Genomic DNA, 21,530 nt, shown 5'->3' on the forward strand with positions numbered 1-21,530 from the left:
ATCCGCTCAGGATGCTAATCTTGAGCGGATTTTTTTATTTCTGTTTTCTTGCAATAGTTAGGTTATTGTTATGCTTGCACAAACCACCATCACTGCAATTGCTACCCCTCCTGGACGTGGTGGTGTGGGTGTGATTCGTCTTTCTGGCCCTAAAGCTTTTACGATCGCAGAGGCATTGACGAAAAAAATACTTCCTGAACCGCGTATGGCGGGTTTTCGTCAGTTTTATGATGCGGCTGGCGAGGGGATGGATGAAGGGTTGGTTTTGTGTTTCCCTAATCCGCATTCATTTACGGGCGAAGATGTGGTGGAGTTACAAGGACATGGCGGCCCTGTCATTCAAAATGCGTTATTGGCACGTTTATTTGAATTAGGCGCCAAAGCCGCGAAAGCCGGTGAGTTTTCCATGCGTGCCTTTGAAAATGGAAAACTGGATCTGGTACAGGCAGAAGCGATTGCAGATTTGATTGATGCCACCTCGCAAGCGGCTGCACGTTCCGCTGTACGCTCATTACAAGGCGCTTTTTCCACTAAAATTAATACCGTTTTAGAAAAACTCATTCATTTGCGTTTGCACGTTGAAGCGGCGATTGATTTTCCAGAAGAAGAAATTGATTTTCTGGCGGATGGTAAAATTTTGGCTTTGCTGGATGAGGTAAAACAATCAGTACAGGCGGTACAACAATCTGCAAGACAAGGTCAGTTGTTACGAGAAGGCTTACAAGTCGTGATTGCGGGCAAGCCTAATGCAGGCAAATCAAGCTTACTCAATGCCTTGGCGGGCAATGAGCGCGCGATTGTGACGGACATTGCAGGAACCACCCGTGATGTACTGCATGAAAAAATTAGCTTAAATGGCTTACCCATTACGTTGACAGATACTGCGGGATTACGTGAAACAGGTGATATTGTCGAAAAAGAAGGCATCCGCCGCGCGATTAAAGAAATTGAACAAGCTGATCTGTTGCTGTTGGTTTATGACTTAAGTCAAGGTGACGATCCTTTACAACTTGCTCAGGAGTATTTTAAAGATCATCTTGATCCGAAACGTTTAATCCTCATTGGGAATAAGTCTGATTTGCTTGAACAAAGCGCAGTGAATGACCAATATCAAGGGTTTCGTCATGTTAGGATTTCGGCCAAACAGGAAACTGGCGTAGACAGCCTCATAGAGACGATTACAGCGCATGCAGGCTTTCAGCCTGAGGAAGACACCTTTATTGCCAGAACACGTCATTTAGACGCAATGAAGCGCACTCAGCACTATCTGGATGAGGCGTGCGAACAGCTTGTAGTATTCCATGCTGGTGAGTTGGTCGCTGAATCTTTACGTTTGGCGCAAAATGCACTGGGTGAAATTACAGGGGGTTTTAGTGCGGATGATCTGCTCGGCAAGATTTTTGGTTCATTTTGTATTGGAAAGTAATCAAACAAAAATAAAAAAACACTCATGATCTTTCGGTCATGAGTGCGTGGAGAGTTTCGGAATCTATTCAGCTTAAACCTATTTCGATCAGTTTGCGTATAAGTTATGTGAAAAAGATTTTAATCTAAAGCTAAAGCAGCTTGTAGCATCATCAGAATCATCAAATCAAAAAAGGTTTCACGTGAAACATCTGATTCAAGGTCTAAGATTCAAAGAAAATATAACAGAGCTGAGCTGCGTTTCTTTTACAATACAGCTTTGTTTAGGTTGAGTATGATGCAATGTATAAAATTTTACTGGCAGCTTTAATAAGTGCATGGGCTTTTTCAAGTCAAGCCAGTGTGGAAAGTGTGCAGATTCAACTTAAACAAAAGTATCCCAAGTTAAATATTGAAAATATCCAGAAAACCGAAATGCAGGGTTTATATAGTGCGACACTGGATAATCAGATTATTTATATTGGTGAAAATGCAGAACATATTTTGATTGGTTCGATGATTCGCTTAAAAGATCAGCATAATTTAACGAAGGATCTGGTGGTCAAAAACAAAAGCATTGACTGGAAAAGTTTACCTTTACAGGATGCTATTAAAACCGTGAAAGGCAATGGTAAACGCCAGATAGCAGTTTTCTCAGATCCCAATTGTCCTTATTGCAAACAACTCGAAAATCAGCTCGATCAACTGAAAAATGTCACGATCTATACTTTTATTTATCCTATTCGCAGTCAATCGGTACAGCCTTCTAAACAAGTCTGGTGCGAAGCAAACCGTACTTATGCATGGAATAATCTGATTCGTAAGGGCATTGTTCCACAAAGTACAGTCCCCTGTGCAAATCCGATTGATCGAAATTTAAAGTTAGGTCAAACACTAGCAATTGAAGGTACACCAACTTTGATTTTTTCTAATGGATTTAAGGCGGCTGGCATGGTTTCGGCTGAACAAATAGAATCGTTGTGGAAAGAATTTAAACTGGATTAAGCTACAAATTTCGTTTTCAACTCGAAAGGCTGATAGAGATATCAGCCTTGAATCAAATTTAAAAGATGAGTAATTTTTGTAGAGAAATTACCACCTTTATTTATATCTAGAGAAAATTTAGGCAGTTTTTTTGCTAATCAGATTATAAATAAACAGAATAATAATGGCGCCTACAACCGAGGCGATAAAGCCCGCACTGGAGTTTTCGGGATAAAGTCCTAAAGCACGTCCGCCATAGGTTGCTAAAAGTGAACCTGCAATCCCAAGTAGTGTGGTAACAATAAAACCCGCTTTATCTTCACCAGGATGAATCGCGCGGGCGATTAAACCTGCAATAAAACCGACGACAATGGCAACAATAAATGACCACATAAGACGTTCTCCTTGTTTTGCTTATTCTGATTTGACAAGTGCTTGTTTTATTATAGTGAACGGTTTTAAATCAGGCTGATAGTCACGGATTGCTAAATCATGTTGCGTTTTTGTGTGGTCGATATCGTGTAAAACATCCATAAAAAATGACGCGAAAGCGCCATTTTTTTGGTTACAGACCAATTTCACCAATAAAGGGTAAATGACGATATTTTTGGTCGTAATCCAATCCATAACCCACAATAAAGCGGTCTTCAACTTCAAAACCCAAAAACTTAACTTCAAGTTCAATTTCACGGCGTGAAGGTTTACTCACCAGCGTACAGAGTTCAATAGAATTGGGTTCGCGCGTTTGCAAAATTTCAAGTACTTTGCTTAAAGTATTGCCAGAATCAATAATATCTTCGACCACGAGCACATCTTTGCCGCGAATCTCACCATCCAGATCTTTTAAAATTTTAACATCACGACTAGACGTGGTACTGCTGCCATAGCTGGAAACGGTCATAAAATCCAGTTCATGCGGTTTTTCGATGGCTCGGCATAAATCTGCCATAAAAATAAAAGAGCCGCGGAGTAAACCAATCAACACCAGATCTTTTTGGCTATTGGTATAGTGAGCATTGATTTGTTCACCGAGTTGTTTGACTTTGGCTTGAATGTCTTCAGTTGAGATCATCACGCTCATTGCAACGGTCATGGGGTAGATACCTAAAACGCAAAAGTTAAAAATAAAAAAGGTGTTGACCTGCAACACCCTGAAATCTTCAATTCATCTGTAAATTTTAAAACAAAAAAGCAGATGATGCATCCCTTCTCAAATGATTAACTGTAACTATGGCTTCTTTTTGTCAGGTTGATCACGTTTGAGCAGTAAGCTACATACTACTGCGAAGATCGTCCATTTTAGCCACGGTCTGGGTTTCACTTTTGATTTATTCGGTTTTTTGGTAGGCACATTGTCCATAAATATACGTCGCCTCGATATTGCGATCATCGCCCATAGTAAACAGCGCAAACAAGGCATCATCTATCGATTTCACGCGAGATTGACGCAGACTTTGCAAAGCAGTGGCTTTTAAATTCAGTACCACAAAATCAGCTTCTTTACCGACATTAAAGTTACCGAGTTGGTCCTGTAAATCCAGTGCTTTTGCACCGCCTATTGTGGCATGGTAAAGCGCTTCATAAGCAGAGAGTTTATCGCCTTGTAGCTGTTGAACTTTATAGGCTTCATTGACGGTTTGTAACAGACTAAAGGATGTGCCTGCCCCAATATCAGTGCCTAAGCCCACTTTAACGCCTTGTTCCCAAGTCTTTTTCAATGGAAATAAACCACTACCTAAAAATAAGTTTGAGGTCGGGCAAAAGGCAATGGCTGAATCTGTTTGATGCATACATTGCCATTCCTCTTGTTCTAAATGCACACAATGGGCAAATACCGAGCGCTGGCCTGTCAAACCATAATGATGATATACATCGAGGTAGCTTTTTTGTTCAGGATAAAGTGATTTTACCCACGCAATTTCATCTTTATTTTCACTTAAATGGGTATGCACATAGACATCAGGATATTCCTGCTTGAGTTGACCCGCTTTTTCTAATTGTTCTGGCGTCGAGGTTGGTGCAAAACGTGGGGTAATTGCATAGAGCGCCCTGCCCTTAGCATGCCATTTTTCAATAAGGTTTTTAGATTCGTCATAAGCGCTTTGTGGCGTGTCACAAAGACCATCTGGTGCATGACGATCCATCAGCACTTTACCTGCAATCAAACGCATCTGAATGCGTTCTGCGGCTTCAAATAAGGCATCAACAGATTCAGGATGGACCGTACAGAATACCAGTGCTGTCGTTGTTCCATTTTTTAATAGTTCTTGCACAAAAAACTGGGCAATGTTTTGTGCATAGGCTGGGTCTTTAAATTGAAGTTCAGTTGGAAAGGTATAAGTATTTAGCCAACTCAGAAGTTGCTCACCGTACGCACCCACCATTTCAGTTTGGGGATAATGAATGTGAGTATCGATAAATCCTGGGACGATCAGTTGTTCTGGATAATGTTGAATTTCAATATTTTCAGGAAGATGAGGCTGTGCATCTTGCCATGTGCCAAACCATTTGATTTTACCGTTTTCGCTAATCAGAACGCCGTCTTCAAGATAACGAACTTGTTCAGGAATCTGTTGAGCCTGTTGAACCAAAGACTGTATATCTAAAAATCGACCACGAACAATGGTGGTTTGAGCGGAAGATGACATCTAAAAAACCTTTAACTTGTAATTTTTTCGATTGATTGTAACGTATTTACCTAGAATTGCAGTGTTTATATGAAAAGCAAAACAAGGATTATCGTGAATTAAAGATAAGAAATTTAAGGACCCGAAGATGAGTCCTTAAATCTCAGTTTTTTTCTTAAAATAATGCAAAGAACTTGCCAAATGGTATAAATTTAACGCAATAGAATAATGGATATGACAACATTGCACCATATTTCAGGGGCTTATGATGATCAAATTCAATCATGGTTTTTGCATCAAGCCGCACTTGTTCAGCGTTTAAAAGTATTACGCACCATCAATGCACACTGTTACCTGAGTGCAGGTGTGATTCGGCAATTGATCTGGTCTGCGTTACATCATCAAAAATATGAGATTGAACAGGTAGAAATCGATGTGATTTTTTACGATCCTGATGCAGATTCACAACAACAGCAGCGCATTCAACAGGCATTACATAGACAATTTCCTTTAAACGACTGGGATGTGGTCAATCAGGCGACCGTACATCATTGGTATTTAAACGAAAATGCTGAGAAGATAAAAGCCTATACCTCTTTATTCGATGCAATTTCTGCATGGCCTGAAACCGCGACCGCGATTGCAGTACGCCTCACTGAAAATGATCTGCTTGAAATCATTGCACCCTTTGGGTTATCAGATTTATTCGAGCTAAAACTACGTTGGAATCCGCGTTTGGTGAATTATGAGACTTTTTAAAATCGAGTCATTGAAAAACAATGGCTACAACGTTGGCCCAAGCTTAAATTGATTGAATCTCGCAAATAAAAAGCCCTTTTATCTTCAAGACAAAAGGGCTGGATCAATCAGAATTGAGATTAGGATTGAGCCTGTTTTTTATTGTGGCGAATCGATAACCACGCGGTAATCCCCAGCACCAACACAATAAAGCTCAAGGAAATCCAGATTGGCATATGGAACACATCAAGCATCAACATTTTAAAGCCGATAAATAGCAAGATAATGCCTAAACCATAGGGCAGATAATGCATTTTTGATGCTGTTCCTGCCAATAAAAAGAACATGGCACGTAAGCCCAAAATCGCCATCAGGTTGGCAGTAAGGACAATAAACGGATCGGTGGTGACCGCAAAAATGGCAGGAATAGAGTCTACCGCGAAGATCACATCGGAGAACTCCACCAAGATCAGTACAATAAACAATGGAGTTGCCCAAAGGATGCCTTGCTCTTTGACAAAGAAACGATCGCCTTTAAAACTTGGCGTGATACGCATATGTTTGCGTAACCATTTCAGTAATGCCATATCTTCAATATTGGGCTGCTCATCTCCTTGACCTTTTAAGAACTTAAAGCCGGTATAGACCAAGAATGCACCGAAAATATATAAAATCCAAGAGAACTCCTGAACAAACCATGCACCAATAAAAATAAAGATCGTTCTTAAAACAATCGCGCCTAATACGCCGTAAAGCAAAATTTTACGTTGTAACGAAGGTGGAATGGCAAAAGCAGCAAAAATCATCAACCAGACAAAAACATTATCAATCGCTAATGATTTTTCCAGTAAATAACCTGCCAGATATTCCATGGTTTTTTGGTTGGCAAGCGCAAGTCCTGCGGTTTGTTGTAGGTATAGCCATAATCCACCTGCAAACAGCATCGCCACGGTCACCCAAGCAATACTCCATGCTAGTGCCTGTTTAATGGGCACGGACTGGTCTTTTTTCTGTTTAAAGCCGAGAAAGTCGATTAACAGCATCGCAAATACGATGCCAAAAAAGACCAGATACAGCCAAATATTACCGATAGAGTCCATAAATCTCTCCACATCTGACAATTGGCCATAAAAAAACCTTGACCTGTCGCCAGATGAATAAAAAAAACATCTGTATCAACATGATCAAGGTCTTGCCTACATCAAACTATATTTGATGCTCAGATACCGACTTTTTGCAAAGTGTATTGACGATATCTGACACGTTGTAAATTAACTTTTGATATTACATTAGTTTACAACGCTTGGAGGAGGCTACTCCCCTTGTCTACTTAAATTGGGTTTTGGATCAAATCCAAATGTGTCTCTAGCATCGCATATTTATGCTGTTTAAGCAAATCGGATTTTTTTCAACCTGCCTAGGTCTAAAAAAGTCATTAGAAGATTTCATAATCATCCTTGCCCTAGCGTCACACATCAAGGCAAGGGCTTGATCACGATCAAAATTTTATTTAAAAAATCACGTTTTAAACATCATGTTGCTAGATCATTCCTCAAAATATGGTGTTCAGTATCCTTTATCTTATAAATCTATTCAGATCTTTGGATTAAAACGATAAATTGACATACACCATATCACGGTAAGTACCTGCTGGAACCTGTATGGACGGACGATCTTCTAATCTGACTGAAATGATGTATTTATTATCTTTATGGGTGTTGGCGGTTAATGGCACATTCCATAAATTATCCACCGGCCCTGCTACGGTTAAACGGGTTCTTAATTTGTAGGGACCATTGGTCACAAAACTTGAACCATCTGTGCTACGCAGATTCATGCTATTAAAACGAATGGTGTAAGCACTATCACAATTGACGTGAAACGATGTCGCAGCTTGGCTTTGATAGTAACTTCCCAAACGCATACGTGGTTCGGTAATTTGTCCCATAGAACACTGGCCTGCATAGAGAGTGCCTAAAGCACAGTATGCAATGATGCCAAGTAATATTTTCATTGCCTTTCTCCTTATTTACAAGTCAACTCAATGACTTGACTGGATGTGGTGGTACTGGTTTTTTCTGGAATTTGTAATTGGCTATGACAAGCCTTGTCTCCTTGACTACTGAGTTGATAGGTTTTAGGTAAAAGACCGTAGAGATAAACGTTACCTTGTTGGTCGACTGGATAGACTTGATCTGTATTTTGATCCAGATAAACGGGTGTCGCTCTGGCCAATAAATTTCCATTTTTATCGCGTAATTTTACGATCACTTGTTGGGTATGAGTTACTGGAAAATCAATGTAATAACCGCGTTGATTTAGTGCGACCATTTTTTTGGATGAGTAATCAATTTTATCTTCAATCGGAAGTTGATCCTGATCAAAAGATAAATCGTAAGAAATATAAGGCAAAATATCATGGATAAAGAAATAGCCATTTTTATTGGTTCGACCAACAGGCGATAAAGAACGCATCACATCGACATCTTTATAATCACCAACTTTGACCAATGCGAAGGCACTATCGACAGATTTTGTTAGATTCACCTGATGATTCAGCCAAACTAGTGCGCCACGATAGGACACGCGTGAATCATAAGAGTCAGAATTTTGAGTATGTTGTAAAGTCAAATCACCAACATCAGTTTTAAATAAACCAAATCCGTTATAAGTCATTTCACCATCACGACGTTCAGCACCTACAGAATAATCAAAGCCTGTCTGTTCAGGAGAACTTTTCGCAAAGGTTAAACGTGTATCTCCATCTGTAGTTTGATCCAGATAAATATTTTTATTGTCATCCCAATTAAAAATAAGGGAGAAAAAAGCGCCAGAATCATTAAAATCCCCAAAATCTTTAAAATAGGACGCCGTAAAAGATAAACGTCTGGAAAAGCTTTTGGATATTCCGACTGTTAATAATTTTGAGTTATTTCGAGGAACTTCATCATCTGGATAATAACGCCGTTCGACATAGTTTAAATTAACACTATTGACATAAGGCACTTTAAAGAAGGATAGATACGCCAACGAATCGATACGAGGGTTTCGAAAATCTTGAGTATATCCAAGTGATTGATAGTCTTCAGAAGAGTAACGCGTGCTCAGTCCCATCGAAAAGCTATCAAAACTATTGCTTACAGAAGCACCAACCGAATAACCATCATTCCCATAAGCAGAACTTCCTGCTGCATTTACATCTAATAAGGCATAACGCCCTAATGATTGTGTCCACATCAATCCTAAATTTTTTACATCATCACTATATGATCCATTAAAACCGAGGGTGGTATCGGTGCTAAAGCCACGACGAAAATAGACATTGGTAAAGAAATCACGATAGTCATTGCTGTCATAATCGTAATTAAAACGTAATTTACCTAAAGAGACGTTATATTCATTGAGTCCAACTTTGAGTAAACGATTGTTGATCAAAACTGGAAAGTTTTGCACGGAGCGGTTGCCTAAAATATCTTCAACCACAATTTGGGCATTACCTGATTGTTGGATGTTTGCACCCGTTTGTAAGGTATAGTCTCCTGGAGTCACATTTTGTCGATAGATACTTACACCATTGATATATAAATCAATAGTTGAAGGAAGAATTGCACTCCCTCGTAAAATAGGTGTGTTCCAGTAAATAAAATCAGAACGTTCGCTAAAATTAGTCCCGAAACTAATCCCACCGAAGCGAAAAGAATCAATCAGTGAATTATATATATTGGTATTATCCCCCAATGTCAGTCTGGTGAAATGCTGAGGAAAATCAATACTCAAAGAACTATTTAGACGAATCACTCCTGTACTGTCATCGTCTGCATCATTTTTTCTGTATATCAATGAGTTATTGAGTAACCAATAATCCTTGAAAATCCCTAGTTCGTAAAAATTATTAAATTCATAGCCTTGATCAAATTTGTCATAAAAGAAGTCATAATTGAGAAATGCTCCCAAAGATGCTTTATCAGGTTGTAGCATGGTATTTTGATTGGAATACCCCAGAAAATATTCAGCCGGAAAATCAATCTTGAGTGACTGACTTGCGTTATCAAAGTTGGAGTGGATTTGATCACTACTTACTAGACAATATTGTTCTTGAGTGGCGTGTTTTTTTAATAAAAATACTTTTAAATTAAGTGAATTAAGAATCTGACATTCAACATAATATTGATTATCCTGTTGTAAAACTAAGGCCTCCGTATTCCGATCGAGTCCATTAATCCAGAGATTGGATAAGATGACATTGTCTGCCGCATGAACATGTGTAAATGCACATATCAAGCAGATATGTGCAGAAAGTGTCGATATTTTCATACAGATCACTCCTTAAGACTATATTCATAAGGCTGATCTTGTTTGTCGGTCAGAACGAGAAGTTTATATTGATTATTATGCAGATTAATTTTCTCAAAATTAAAATCTTGAGCTGTATTTGGAAGTAAATATTTCATTTGGCTTAAGTTTGCGACTTCTTTTTTTGAAGCATCTACCAACGTTAATTTCAAAATCTGAACATGTGAAGGAGAATTGTTCTTAATATTGACGACTAAATTGTTATTAATCGTTTTCGGTATGACATTGATATTGACTGGATTAAGCTTACCCACAAATAAAGGGACAGAAATATTAAATAAAAACGTTACTGAATCCGTTTCAACAGGCGGAGCTACTTCTTGAAAAATAATACGCCAGGTCTTTTCGTCATTGGTGGTGATACCTGCTAAAGGTTGATTAAATCCAACACGAATGACCTGTTTTGAATTAGGCGCAATAATAAAGTTTTTGGGGTTAATAATGATATTGGGATCTGGCTCGTAGACATCCTCTCCTTTGTCATTTTGTGACCATTTCACGGCGGTTGCTTCAAAGGTTTTAGTGTCCTCCATGTCTTTTGAGTCCATGGTGACTGTTGCGCTACGTTGTTTGGTTTTATCGGTAATATAGAGTTGGATTGGACTAATTGATAAACCTGCCCATACTATATGAGTATACCCACATAAACCAAGTATTAAGATTAAAACTTTTCTTTTCATAACCCACCCGTATATTATTTATAAGTAATTAACTTTTGTATTCAATGGTATTTTTTATAATGTGATTGGATTTGAAGTAATGAAGTTGGCTCCATTGCTAGAATAGAACCAACTTTTTGAAACAGTAAATAAAATGGATTAGAAATAAACTGAAATATTATATTTATCAGTATAAGTTCCAGCGGGTTTGCTAATACCTAAAGAACCAGAGGTTTGTACTGTAATGCTATAATCGTTAAGTGAAGAAGTACCAGCAGTCATTGGTTCATTATATTTGATTGAACCTAAATTGACATTATTGGAGCCACGTTTAGTAGTAACAGTTGTTGGAATAGAATAAGTTCCATATTTTAATGCAGAGTTATTAGTTCCTGAAGTACGATTATCGGTATCAACCAATAGGTTATATGCTGCATTTGCACCTACACTAAAACCACCAGTACCAGTGCCTGTAGTGCTATTTAGGGTGATTTTTGTAGTGACATTTTTGAGTTCGCATACTTTTGGAATTGTGATTTCAATAGGAATAGACTTGCTTCCGCAGAGTTCTGTACAACCTTCAGGGTGCTGCGAACCGCCTCCGCCACCCCATAAGCTCGCCGTTTCTACCTCTGCATGAGCAATACCAACCACTCCACCAAAAGCCATCACTGACAATATTGTTTTTACAAGCTTGTTCATAACGTATCTCCCATCTTTTATTATTAAGATGCTGTTTGTTATTTATAAATTTACAATTATGAGATCTGGATTTTGAAAAAATCTTCTATTCATAACCGCTCTTTAAGCATAGTTTAATCACACTAATAAACAATAATGTGATTTATTTCACATAAAATAAAATACTTTGATTTTTTATTTGGTTTAAATTGTTGTTATTTATTGTTTTTTAATTTTTATTCAAGCCAATCAGCATCTGAAATAAATTTGATTAATTTATTCATAAAAAATAGTTGATTTTTCATTTAAATAAAAATTATTTGAAATGAATAACTTAATAAAACTAAAAAATCAAAAAATTTTATATTTTGATATAAATTGTTACGTGTTATGAATTTTATTTGTGAATTTGTATTTATTATTGTTATTTATACTCAAAAAATATTTTTTTTAATCTCTATATCTATAAAAGAATGGATATTTCCATTATATTGTGTTTTTTACATTTACAATTGAATTTATACTTGGTTTTTAATTGATAAATGTTATATGAACAATCACATTTAAAAGAATGTTTTTATAGCCTCTTAATTTCTAAATTATTGGGATTCAGACTAATATTTAATAGAATATGAATTAAAAAATATTGATTTAGCTTATCAAATTTAATCTATTTATACCTCAATAGCATGGATAAAATTAAGGCATTAAGGACGAAAAAAAAGTAAAAAGAGTCCAAAAAGGACTCTTTATAACGCTACGATTTGAGAAAAATTTATTTTAAGGCATTTAAAAGCTTTTGATGTAATCCGCCAAAACCGCCATTTGACATAATCACTACAGCATCACCCTCACCTGCTTCATTCACAATACGATTAATAATTTCGTCCAATGAACGGCTGACTTGAGCATGATTGGTTGCAGCGTCGACCACAGGTTGTAAATCCCAGTCCAGACCTTCGGGTTGATACCAGATCACTTCATCGGCCAAACGTGCTGATTGTGCCAGTCCCTCTTTATGGCTGCCCATACGCATGGTGTTGGAACGTGGCTCAATAATGGCCCAAAGTTTACGTTCGCCCAAGCGTTTACGTGCGCCGTCTAGCGTGGTTTCAATTGCGGTTGGATGATGGGCAAAGTCATCATAAACTTCAATGCCGCGAACGGTTCCAAGCAGTTCCATACGGCGTTTGACTCCGCCAAAATTGGATAAAGCCTGACAAGCCTGTTCAATACTCACACCGACATGTTGTGCTGCTGCAATGGTTGCTAAGGCATTGGCGACGCTATGTTGCCCCGTCATACTCCATTGTACTTCACCTTTGACCACACCGTGTTCTAGTACTTCAAAATGACTGCCATCCGCGCTAAGTTGTTCTGCACTGAGTGCAACATCAGGATTTGGATTTAAACTGGTACGCACCACTGGCGTCCAGCAACCCATATCCAACACTTCATCAATATGAGTTTCAGTGATTGGCGCAATAATGCACCCCTCACTGGGAATGGTGCGCACCAAATGATGGAATTGTTTTTGAATCGCTGCCAAATCATCAAAGATATCGGCATGATCAAATTCAAGATTATTTAAAATCGCGGTTTTAGGATGATAGTGAACGAATTTTGAACGCTTATCAAAGAAAGCCGAGTCATATTCATCCGCTTCAACACAGAAATACTGACCGCCTCCCAAACGCGCACTTTCACTAAAACCAAGCGGGCCCCCGCCGATCAAAAAGCCTGGATTTAAACCTGCCTGATCGAGTACCCAAGCCAGCATGGTGGTGGTGGTAGTTTTACCATGTGTGCCTGCAACGCCCAATACATGTTTCCCTTGCAAAACATGATCAGCCAAAAATTGTGGGCCAGAGATGTAAGGTAAACCTGCATTGAGCATATATTCAACCGCATCAATACCACGTTTCATTGCATTGCCTACAATCACCAGATCGGGATGCGGCTGTAAATGGCTGCGATCATAGCCTTGCATGAGTTCAATGCCAGCATTTTCTAATTGGGTCGACATGGGTGGATAGACATTGGCATCGGAACCTGTGACTTTATGTCCTAAATCTCTTGCCAGAAGTGCCAAAGAACCCATAAAAGTGCCACAAATACCCAAAATATGCAGATGCATAACTCGCCTACTCCACTGCCCTGAGTTGGCCTTTTATTTCTATACGCCAACGTCAAAATATCAATTTAAATTGACAGCAACGATAACAAGGCTGCTTGGGAAAAGATAGTCATAAATCATGTGATTCGGGTGTTTTGCTGTTGCTTTTAGGTGAAATGACAGGGATTAAATTTTGATAAAAGAATTATTTTTTGAAATTTCGCTTTTATAATAAATTTGACTGTTCACAGACCGTTTGTGGTCTATTCTGATCAAGGATATTCATTTGAATCCAACATTGATTGCACTTGGCTGTTTAATTATCTCAAATTGCTTTATGACGATGGCGTGGTATGGTCATTTGAAGTTTTTACATCATGCGCCTTTATGGCAAGCCATCTTGTTTGGTTGGCTGATCGCGCTGATGGAATATAGCTTTATGATTCCTGCCACACGCTATCTGGATCAACAAGGTTGGACGCTAGGTGAAATGAAAATTACGCAGGAAGTGGTAACGCTGATCGTATTTGTCCCTTTCATGCTGTTTTTATTCAAGCAACCGTTCAAACTGGACTATTTATGGGCCATGTTATGTTTGATGGGGTGCGTCTATTTTGTGTTTCGTGGACAGTAAACTGATCTAGATCAAATGAAAAAAGCCCGACATCCTGTCGAGCTTTCTCATATTTTGCGCCTAGGTATAACTCCTGTCATCCCTCACGATCCTGATGCAAGAACTTATCATTTTTGTTTTCTGTTCTGGAACTTCCTGTTCCTGATGAATTCATCATAGGACAAAATAAAAAATAGACCTAGACGCTATTTTCTGAGAATTTTGTCAGTAAATGCTTACAGCAGTTTCTCGCTCAGCTTTAAATCATATTTCCTGTGATTTAATTTGGCTCAAAAACTGGGTAAAAGCATCAAACTTGATCAATTCAGATCAAATTGTCTCAGAGTTTTGGAGCTGTTGAAAAAAACCGCTATAATGCCGCGCATTCTCTTATCTTTCTTGGTGCAAACCGAGATCTCTATTTTTATCTTTGATACTTTGGAAATGCCAATGAACGCGGTCGCAGCGAAAGATGCTCAACCCTTAGTCGGAATTATTATGGGTTCTCAATCGGATTGGGCAACGCTAGAACATACTGCCAATATGCTCAAACAACTCGGTGTGCCTTTCGAAGCTGAAGTGGTTTCGGCACATCGTACCCCCGATCGTTTATTTGAATATGCAGAAACGGCGCGTGAACGCGGCATTCAGGTGATTATTGCAGGTGCTGGCGGCGCGGCGCATTTACCAGGTATGTGTGCAGCTAAAACTGATCTGCCTGTACTTGGAGTTCCTGTAAAATCTTCGATTTTAAATGGTGTTGATTCTTTACTTTCAATTGTACAAATGCCAGCGGGTATTGCTGTGGGAACTTTGGCGATTGGCCCTGCGGGTGCAACCAATGCTGCGATTATGGCAGCACAGATTTTAGGTCTACATGATCCTGAAATTGCTAAAAATGTGGCTGATTTCCGTACTGCGCAGACCGATAAAGTCGCAAGCAACAATATTCCTGGTCAAGTATAACGAGGCAATCATGGATAAAACCATCGGGATATTTGGTGGTGGTCAATTGGGTCGCATGATGGCTCAAGCTGCATTACCATTAAATATTCAATGTACTTTTTTTGAAGCCCAGCAAGATTGTCCAGCAGCGGCGCTTGGACAGGTTTTTTCAAGTCAGGCAGAACATGGTTTAAGTGCTTTTATTCAAAGTGCCGATGTATTTAGTCTTGAGTTTGAAAATACGCCGCTTGAAGATGTGGATGCTCTAAGTCAAACCAAATCAATTTATCCGCCACGTCAGGCACTCGCAATTGCGCAAAATCGTCTTTTAGAAAAGACCTTATTTAATCAGCTTGATATTCCAGTTGCACCGTTTAAAGCGGTCGATAGTCTAGACTCACTGAAACAAGCTGTGTCCGAGTTAGGTTTGCCGATTGTATTAAAAACCGCGACAGGTGGTTATGATGGCAAAGGACAATTTGTCTTGCGTCAAGCCGATCAGATCGAGCAAGCTTGGGCTGAACTAGGGCCTGCACAATCATTGATTGCGGAAAGTTTTGTGACTTTCTTGCGTGAAGTTTCTATTATTGCCGTGCGTGGCCAAAATGGTGAAGTGAAAACTTGGCCTTTGGCGGAAAATCATCATCATCACGGGATTTTATCGCATTCGATTGTGCCTGCACCGAACAGCACTGATTTGCAACCTGTTGCACAGGATTACATCACACGGTTGCTCAATCATCTAAACTATGTTGGTGTACTCACTCTTGAATTGTTTGTGACAGATCAGGGTTTATTTGCCAATGAAATGGCACCACGTGTACATAATTCAGGACATTGGTCGATTGAAGGTGCGGTGTGTTCACAGTTCGAAAATCATATTCGTGCGGTGGCGGGTTTGCCATTGGGTTCAACAGATGTGATACGTCCAACCGTGATGGTCAATATCATTGGGCAACATCCAAAATCTGAAGATGTTTTAGCTTTAAATGGCGCGCATTTACATCTGTACAATAAAACAGAGCGTGAAGGCCGTAAACTCGGTCATATCACCTTAATGCCTGTGAATAGCGAGGATTTGGTCGGTTTATGCCGCCAATTAGCGCAGATTTTACCTGAGCCATTGGCCTTAAAAGCCGATATGACGCTGTAATTTTTAAATTTTAGCTCCCAAAAAACGATCAAAATACTGGTCGTTTTTTTGTGATTTATTTTGCTAGACCGCCTTTCAATCTGATCTTTTATCTTATTCATCTCGTCAAGTCGCATAAATTTGGTTATTTTTTAACAAGCTTTGATCAGATAAAACCTATCTTTACTTCAACAATAAATGGCTAAAAATTTGAATTCAAATGGTAATAAAATCTAAGCTTTTTATTTTGAATTTAAATTATCTTTGATGACTATTTAAGGTCTCTTTATTTTTATCCATAAGGAAGAAATACAAAGGACTAATAAAATACGTCGATGATGAAGAATATTTTTGAATTCAAAAGTAGGCTTTTTATATTCTGTATTTTAAACTCAAAAACCAAGCGTAAGGTTATCCACAGATACTGTGGTGAGTGGTGTTTGAATTTAAAGTGGCGATCGGTGCGTATCCTAAAGTTTGAATTCAAAACAAGTGATCGTTATAAACTGTATAGGATGCTGTCTAAGTCATTATAAATACTAAAAAATCACGAATTCTTGGTTTTAATTCAATATTTTGACATAGCATCATGCTGAACATGTTTTGAATTTAAATGGAAAAACGATTTTTGAATTTAAAAATAATGTGATGGAAAAGTTTGAATTTAAAAGCATCGCTCGATGATGAATTTAAAATGATAAAAATGAATTCAAAGTTACCAAACTTATCTGTCATCGTGCCATCTAAATGCTAAGGTAAAATCAAACTTTGAATTCAAAAATGGTGCTGATAACAATGCGACGTTTGCCTTTCTTTCTTTCTTCCTGTTTTTTTCTAGCGACTCAAGCCCAAGCTGAACTCATTATGAATGGTGCAAGCATTTCTACAACTACAACAACACCCGCAGCGAGCAGTTTTTCACCCCAAAATGATTTTCAGGGTTGTATTGCCAATTTGCGTTCACAAGCGGTTGCTTCAGGTGTCAGTGCAGCCACTTATGATCGTTATACGCAAAATTTAAGTCCTGATTATTCGGTAATTGATAAATTAAATTATCAGCCTGAGTTCTCAACACCAATTTGGGACTATCTTTCGGGCTTAGTAGATGATGAACGGGTACAGGCAGGTCAACAAAAAATGGCGCAATATCGCGATGTGCTGAATCGTGCTTCGCAGGCCTATGGTGTACCACCAGAAACCATCGTCGCGGTTTGGGGTGTGGAAAGTAATTTTGGTGATATTTCTGGAAAATATCCGTTATTACAGGCTTTGGGAACATTAAGCTGTGAAGGACGCCGTCAAAGCTATTTTCGCAGTGAGTTTTTTGCCACGCTACGCATTTTACAGCGCGGTGACTTAAGGGAAGATCAGTTGAAAGGCTCATGGGCAGGAGCATTTGGTCATACTCAATTTATGCCGTCCACCTATGAGCGCATAGCGGTTGATTTTGATGGTGATGGTCGCCGTGATTTGGTTTCAAGTGTGCCAGATGCATTGGCATCGACCGCGAATTTCTTGAAACAAGCAGGTTGGCAAACGGGCATGCCGTGGGGATTTGAGGTCAAAATTCCAGAAAATATCTCTATAAGTGGAGAAGGGCGACGTAATAAAAAACCATTGAGTAGTTGGGAACAGCGAGGTCTGACTCGAATGGATGGATCACCTCTAATACAGGGAAATCTCACCTCATCCACACCAGCAGGTCTCATGACACCCGCAGGTGCAAATGGCCCCGCATTTTTAGTGTTTAAAAACTTTGATGCCATTTATAGTTACAATGCGGCCGAAAGCTATGGCTTGGCGATTGCCCATTTATCTGATCGTCTAAAAGGAACAGGGCCATTTGTCAGCTCATGGCCGACGGATGATCCTGGTACATCGCGCGCTGAACGCCGTGAAATTCAGCGTTATTTAGTCAGCCGTGGTTATGATATTGGTGAAGTTGATGGTTTGATTGGAGATAAATCTCGTCAGGCGATTCGTCAGGAACAAACTCGTTTGGGTCTAAATCCAACAGGTCGGGCAGGGCAGCAGATTTTAAAAGCGATTCGCACCCAGCAAGCGGTAAAAATGATGCAGTAGTTTTTAAATGTTGGTTGATAAAAACATAAAAGGTCTACATGTGTAGACCTTTTACTGTATGTAATGGTTTTACTCGATCGGGGATTGATCCAGTTTGACCGCTTCAAGAATGTCCATAATCACAGTAGTGACATCCTGACTCAGTTCACGATCATTAAAAATTTCATAGGCGGTGATGGTGACATCGGTATCACTGGGTAAGAGTTTTTGTTCTTCTTCGATCAGATGTTCAATTGGTAAGAGAGTTTGTTTCACTTCCAGATGTAAAATATCCTTAAATTCGATATTTTCATCTTCGAGTTCAATTTCCTGCTCATTGAAATAGGGCAATAAAATTGAATGGAGATAAGGCTGAATTTCAATGATATCAAGAATTTCAATATCACGTGTTTGCTCAATCGTACTGATTAGATCATTCACTTCAATCAAGATATGATAGTAACTCACGTCGATCTCCATTGCCTGTTCATTAGATTCATCTAGCACCATAACATGAATCTGAATACGATTTCGACTCTAGGTACTCTCAGGTTTTAACAAATTACAAAAATTATTGTCGGATTATTTTTATATTATAAATTATTTGTACATCCATCTACGCACAACAATATCAACGAGATAGGCGATGAAGCAGCCTGCCGCACAGAATACAATTCGAAATAATGCACCTTCAATGGTTTGATGAGCGACATCATAAATCGTCACGATCAAAAAGCTGGCTAAAGCAATTCCACAATATTCAGTATGTCTGACAATAATACAAATCAGAGTCGTAAGAAAAATTCCAAGAATTAAAAACCAATATTCCAAATTAATATACGCGACATAATGTGAGGCAGAAAAAATTAAAAACCAAATTAAAATTCCAACTATTGAGCCAATAATATTGCCCGTAATTTGATTAAAATTAACTTTAATATTTTGATCTGCTTGGAGGGTAAAGAAGCTCGTTAACGTTGCCCATAAGAAGAAATTTGAAGTTTTGTCTTTATCAAAAATGATTGAAATTATGCTGATAATAATGGTGCAGGTCAGAATTTTAATAATGTATTGAATTTGAGCTGAACTACTTTTATTCATTTGAGAATTTAAAATGGTCTATTCTTTTTAAAATAATACATCACTTTATTTAAAATGAATAAAAAACCGCGCTTTCGCGCGGTCTTCTTAAAGAGACAAATTATTTTTTGTCGTCTTTTACTTCTGTGAACTCAGCATCTACCACGCCATCGTCCGCTTTTTGTTGTTGACCAGCATCACCACCTTGGAAGGCATTTGGATCAAAACCTTCTGCGCCGCCAGCACCTTGTGCTTGCTCATAAGCACGTTGCGTGATTGGCATCAAGATGTTTTGTAATGCTTCGGTTTTTGCTTTGATATCATCCACATCGTTTTCTTTAGTGGCTGCTTCAAGCTCAGAAACCGCAGTAGCGATTGCAGTTTTTTCATCTTCAGTGACTTTATCACCCAGATCTTTGACTGCTTTGTTTGAGCTAGACACTAAAGCATCCGCTTCATTACGTGCTTTTGCTAACTCTTCAAACTTACGGTCTTCTTCAGCATTCGCCTCAGCATCTTTGATCATGGCATCGATTTCAGCATCAGACAAACCTGAGTTTGCTTTGATCTGGATCGATTGCTCTTTACCCGTGCTCTTATCTTTCGCAGATACTTTCAAGATACCATCCGCGTTGATGTCGAACGATACTTCAATTTGCGGTACACCACGTGGAGCAGGTGGGATATCGCCTAACTGGAAATTACCCAACAATTTGTTTTGTTGAGCCATTTTACGTTCACCTTGGTAAACCGAAATGTCTACAGCAGGCTGGTTGTCAGCAGCAGTAGAGAACACTTGTGATTTCTTCGCAGGAATCGTGGTGTTTTTCTCAATGATTGGTGTTAATACACCGCCCATTGTTTCGATACCTAAAGTTAATGGTGTTACGTCTAATAAAAGTACGTCAGTTTTGTCACCAGACAACACTGCACCTTGAATTGCCGCACCAATCGCAACTGCTTCATCAGGGTTCACGTCTTTACGTGGCTCTTTACCGAAGAATTCTTGTACTTTTTGTTGTACAAGTGGCATACGAGACTGACCACCGACCAAGATTACGTCAGAAATTTCAGAAGTTGATAAACCTGCATCTTTCAATGCAATTTTACAAGGTTCAATGGTACGGGCAACCAAATCTGCAACCAAACCTTCAAGTTTTGCACGTGTTACGTTGATCACTAAGTGTTTAGGACCAGTCGCATCAGCCGTGATATATGGCAGATTGATTTCAGTGGCATTTGATGAAGAAAGCTCGATTTTTGCTTTTTCAGCCGCTTCTTTCAAACGTTGTAATGCAAGTGGATCATTTTTCAGATTAACACTTTGTTCTTTCTTGAATTCTTCAACCAAGTATTCAATCAAGGCATTATCAAAGTCTTCACCACCCAAGAATGTATCACCATTGGTTGATAACACTTCAATTTGCTGATCGCCATCAAGGTCTGCGATTTCAATGATTGATACGTCGAATGTACCACCACCCAAGTCATAAACTGCAACTTTACGGTCGCCTTCTTTTTTGTCCATACCGAACGCAAGTGCCGCAGCCGTTGGTTCGTTGATGATACGTTTAACATCAAGACCTGCAATTTTACCAGCATCTTTAGTCGCTTGACGTTGCGCATCGTTAAAGTATGCAGGAACAGTAATCACGGCTTCAGTAACCGTTTCGCCCAAGTAGTCTTCGGCTGTTTTTTTCATCTTTTTCAAGATTTCAGCAGATACTTGTTGTGGAGCAAGTTTCTTGTCGTTGACTTCAACCCAAGCATCACCATTGTCTGCTTTGATGATTTTGTAAGGGACAAGACCGATGTCTTTTTGTACCGCAGCATCATCATAACGACGACCAATCAAACGTTTGATCGCGAATAATGTATTTTTTGGGTTAGTCACAGCTTGACGTTTTGCAGACTGACCCACCAAGATTTCACCATCTTTATACGCGATAATCGATGGAGTGGTACGTGCACCTTCTGCATTTTCGATGACTTTAACTTTATCGCCTTCAAGTACCGCAACACATGAGTTGGTTGTACCTAAGTCAATACCAATAATCTTTGCCATTTGGTGTATTCCTCAAATTTTTTTGCAATGTTTTTGCTTGTTATTCGATATGAGAGTTAATTGTTTTTTTTC

General features: G+C 38.9%; 19 protein-coding genes. 7 read left to right on the forward strand and 12 right to left on the reverse strand.

Features of this window, described 5'->3' with window-relative positions; all coding sequences use genetic code 11:
• The first annotated feature begins 70 nt into the window (after positions 1-70).
• Entirely contained in the window at positions 71-1,426 is a 1,356-nt protein-coding gene (gene mnmE, locus J500_RS13830) for a tRNA uridine-5-carboxymethylaminomethyl(34) synthesis GTPase MnmE (RefSeq protein WP_034700124.1), read from the forward strand.
• A 281-nt stretch (positions 1,427-1,707) separates the two neighbouring features.
• Positions 1,708-2,409 carry a DsbC family protein gene (locus tag J500_RS13835; RefSeq protein ID WP_004986213.1) on the forward strand — a complete coding sequence of 234 codons (702 nt, stop codon included), beginning with the start codon at positions 1,708-1,710 and terminating at the stop codon, positions 2,407-2,409.
• Positions 2,410-2,526: 117 nt separating this feature from the next.
• On the opposite strand, the gene J500_RS13840 is transcribed toward J500_RS13835, so the two are convergent.
• The 3 genes from J500_RS13840 to guaD all read right to left on the reverse strand — a co-directional run bounded on the left by J500_RS13840 (position 2,527) and on the right by guaD (position 5,036).
• Positions 2,527-2,781, reverse strand: coding sequence for a GlsB/YeaQ/YmgE family stress response membrane protein (locus tag J500_RS13840; RefSeq protein WP_004986215.1), 255 nt, complete (start codon positions 2,779-2,781; stop codon positions 2,527-2,529).
• Between the two features lie 172 nt (positions 2,782-2,953).
• Entirely contained in the window at positions 2,954-3,481 is a 528-nt protein-coding gene (gene hpt, locus J500_RS13845) for a hypoxanthine phosphoribosyltransferase (protein ID WP_004986218.1), read from the reverse strand.
• Between the two features lie 235 nt (positions 3,482-3,716).
• The gene (gene guaD / locus J500_RS13850; protein ID WP_004986219.1) at positions 3,717-5,036 is read right to left on the reverse strand and encodes a guanine deaminase; all 1,320 of its coding nucleotides are present in this window, start codon (positions 5,034-5,036) and stop codon (positions 3,717-3,719) included.
• Between the two features lie 207 nt (positions 5,037-5,243).
• On the opposite strand from guaD, the gene J500_RS13855 reads away from it, so the two are divergent.
• Entirely contained in the window at positions 5,244-5,774 is a 531-nt protein-coding gene (locus J500_RS13855) for a nucleotidyltransferase family protein (protein ID WP_004986222.1), read from the forward strand.
• Positions 5,775-5,893: 119 nt separating this feature from the next.
• On the opposite strand, the gene J500_RS13860 is transcribed toward J500_RS13855, so the two are convergent.
• The 6 genes from J500_RS13860 to mpl form a co-directional block, all read right to left on the reverse strand.
• Positions 5,894-6,853, reverse strand: a complete 960-nt coding sequence (locus J500_RS13860) for a TerC family protein (protein ID WP_004986225.1) — start codon at positions 6,851-6,853, stop codon at positions 5,894-5,896.
• A gap of 506 nt (positions 6,854-7,359) precedes the next feature.
• The gene (locus J500_RS13865; RefSeq protein WP_004986228.1) at positions 7,360-7,767 is read right to left on the reverse strand and encodes a hypothetical protein; all 408 of its coding nucleotides are present in this window, start codon (positions 7,765-7,767) and stop codon (positions 7,360-7,362) included.
• Positions 7,768-7,778: 11 nt separating this feature from the next.
• Positions 7,779-10,067 carry a fimbria/pilus outer membrane usher protein gene (locus J500_RS13870; RefSeq protein WP_004994595.1) on the reverse strand — a complete coding sequence of 763 codons (2,289 nt, stop codon included), beginning with the start codon at positions 10,065-10,067 and terminating at the stop codon, positions 7,779-7,781.
• Between the two features lie 5 nt (positions 10,068-10,072).
• Positions 10,073-10,786: a molecular chaperone gene (locus J500_RS13875; protein WP_004986230.1), complete on the reverse strand. Its 714-nt coding sequence runs from the start codon at positions 10,784-10,786 to the stop codon at positions 10,073-10,075.
• Between the two features lie 138 nt (positions 10,787-10,924).
• On the reverse strand, positions 10,925-11,467 hold the full coding sequence (locus J500_RS13880) for a hypothetical protein (protein WP_004986231.1): 543 nt from the start codon (positions 11,465-11,467) through the stop codon (positions 10,925-10,927).
• Between the two features lie 754 nt (positions 11,468-12,221).
• Positions 12,222-13,583 (reverse strand): UDP-N-acetylmuramate:L-alanyl-gamma-D-glutamyl-meso-diaminopimelate ligase, encoded by a 1,362-nt coding sequence (gene mpl, locus J500_RS13885; RefSeq protein WP_034700129.1) that lies wholly within the window; start codon positions 13,581-13,583, stop codon positions 12,222-12,224.
• A gap of 250 nt (positions 13,584-13,833) precedes the next feature.
• Here mpl and J500_RS13890 point away from each other — a divergent pair, with 250 nt between their 5' ends.
• The 4 genes from J500_RS13890 (at position 13,834) to J500_RS13905 (ending at position 18,334) form a co-directional block, all read left to right on the forward strand.
• The gene (locus J500_RS13890; protein WP_125625200.1) at positions 13,834-14,196 is read left to right on the forward strand and encodes a DMT family protein; all 363 of its coding nucleotides are present in this window, start codon (positions 13,834-13,836) and stop codon (positions 14,194-14,196) included.
• A gap of 429 nt (positions 14,197-14,625) precedes the next feature.
• Positions 14,626-15,141, forward strand: coding sequence for a 5-(carboxyamino)imidazole ribonucleotide mutase (gene purE / locus J500_RS13895; protein ID WP_005005447.1), 516 nt, complete (start codon positions 14,626-14,628; stop codon positions 15,139-15,141).
• A 10-nt stretch (positions 15,142-15,151) separates the two neighbouring features.
• Entirely contained in the window at positions 15,152-16,273 is a 1,122-nt protein-coding gene (locus J500_RS13900) for a 5-(carboxyamino)imidazole ribonucleotide synthase (protein ID WP_004994591.1), read from the forward strand.
• Between the two features lie 774 nt (positions 16,274-17,047).
• Entirely contained in the window at positions 17,048-18,334 is a 1,287-nt protein-coding gene (locus tag J500_RS13905) for a lytic murein transglycosylase (protein WP_034700135.1), read from the forward strand.
• 69 nt (positions 18,335-18,403) lie between these two features.
• Here the strand turns inward: J500_RS13905 and J500_RS13910 are convergent, their stop codons facing one another.
• From J500_RS13910 to dnaK, 3 genes are all read right to left on the reverse strand, one after another.
• Positions 18,404-18,793, reverse strand: coding sequence for a hypothetical protein (locus tag J500_RS13910; RefSeq protein ID WP_162897706.1), 390 nt, complete (start codon positions 18,791-18,793; stop codon positions 18,404-18,406).
• A gap of 120 nt (positions 18,794-18,913) precedes the next feature.
• On the reverse strand, positions 18,914-19,414 hold the full coding sequence (locus J500_RS13915; RefSeq protein WP_004994587.1) for an FUSC family protein: 501 nt from the start codon (positions 19,412-19,414) through the stop codon (positions 18,914-18,916).
• 100 nt (positions 19,415-19,514) lie between these two features.
• Positions 19,515-21,458, reverse strand: a complete 1,944-nt coding sequence (dnaK, locus tag J500_RS13920; protein WP_004986251.1) for a molecular chaperone DnaK — start codon at positions 21,456-21,458, stop codon at positions 19,515-19,517.
• Between the last annotated feature and the right edge of the window lie 72 nt (positions 21,459-21,530).

The organism is Acinetobacter sp. 479375, assembly GCF_000581715.1.
Classification (GTDB): domain Bacteria; phylum Pseudomonadota; class Gammaproteobacteria; order Pseudomonadales; family Moraxellaceae; genus Acinetobacter; species Acinetobacter ursingii.

Bases quoted from the DNA above. Each gene is read 5' to 3' on its own strand.
- J500_RS13855 (WP_004986222.1), top strand. From the start codon at position 5,244: ATGGATATGACAACATTGCACCATATTTCAGGGGCTTATGATGATCAA.
- mpl (WP_034700129.1), bottom strand. From the start codon at position 13,583: ATGCATCTGCATATTTTGGGTATTTGTGGCACTTTTATGGGTTCTTTG.
- J500_RS13840 (WP_004986215.1), bottom strand. From the start codon at position 2,781: ATGTGGTCATTTATTGTTGCCATTGTCGTCGGTTTTATTGCAGGTTTA.
- J500_RS13875 (WP_004986230.1), bottom strand. From the start codon at position 10,786: ATGAAAAGAAAAGTTTTAATCTTAATACTTGGTTTATGTGGGTATACT.
- J500_RS13865 (WP_004986228.1), bottom strand. From the start codon at position 7,767: ATGAAAATATTACTTGGCATCATTGCATACTGTGCTTTAGGCACTCTC.
- mnmE (WP_034700124.1), top strand. From the start codon at position 71: ATGCTTGCACAAACCACCATCACTGCAATTGCTACCCCTCCTGGACGT.
- purE (WP_005005447.1), top strand. From the start codon at position 14,626: ATGAACGCGGTCGCAGCGAAAGATGCTCAACCCTTAGTCGGAATTATT.
- J500_RS13915 (WP_004994587.1), bottom strand. From the start codon at position 19,414: ATGAATAAAAGTAGTTCAGCTCAAATTCAATACATTATTAAAATTCTG.
- J500_RS13905 (WP_034700135.1), top strand. From the start codon at position 17,048: ATGCGACGTTTGCCTTTCTTTCTTTCTTCCTGTTTTTTTCTAGCGACT.
- J500_RS13880 (WP_004986231.1), bottom strand. From the start codon at position 11,467: ATGAACAAGCTTGTAAAAACAATATTGTCAGTGATGGCTTTTGGTGGA.
- J500_RS13870 (WP_004994595.1), bottom strand. From the start codon at position 10,067: ATGAAAATATCGACACTTTCTGCACATATCTGCTTGATATGTGCATTT.
- J500_RS13900 (WP_004994591.1), top strand. From the start codon at position 15,152: ATGGATAAAACCATCGGGATATTTGGTGGTGGTCAATTGGGTCGCATG.
- J500_RS13835 (WP_004986213.1), top strand. From the start codon at position 1,708: ATGTATAAAATTTTACTGGCAGCTTTAATAAGTGCATGGGCTTTTTCA.
- guaD (WP_004986219.1), bottom strand. From the start codon at position 5,036: ATGTCATCTTCCGCTCAAACCACCATTGTTCGTGGTCGATTTTTAGAT.
- dnaK (WP_004986251.1), bottom strand. From the start codon at position 21,458: ATGGCAAAGATTATTGGTATTGACTTAGGTACAACCAACTCATGTGTT.
- J500_RS13910 (WP_162897706.1), bottom strand. From the start codon at position 18,793: ATGGAGATCGACGTGAGTTACTATCATATCTTGATTGAAGTGAATGAT.
- hpt (WP_004986218.1), bottom strand. From the start codon at position 3,481: ATGACCGTTGCAATGAGCGTGATGATCTCAACTGAAGACATTCAAGCC.
- J500_RS13860 (WP_004986225.1), bottom strand. From the start codon at position 6,853: ATGGACTCTATCGGTAATATTTGGCTGTATCTGGTCTTTTTTGGCATC.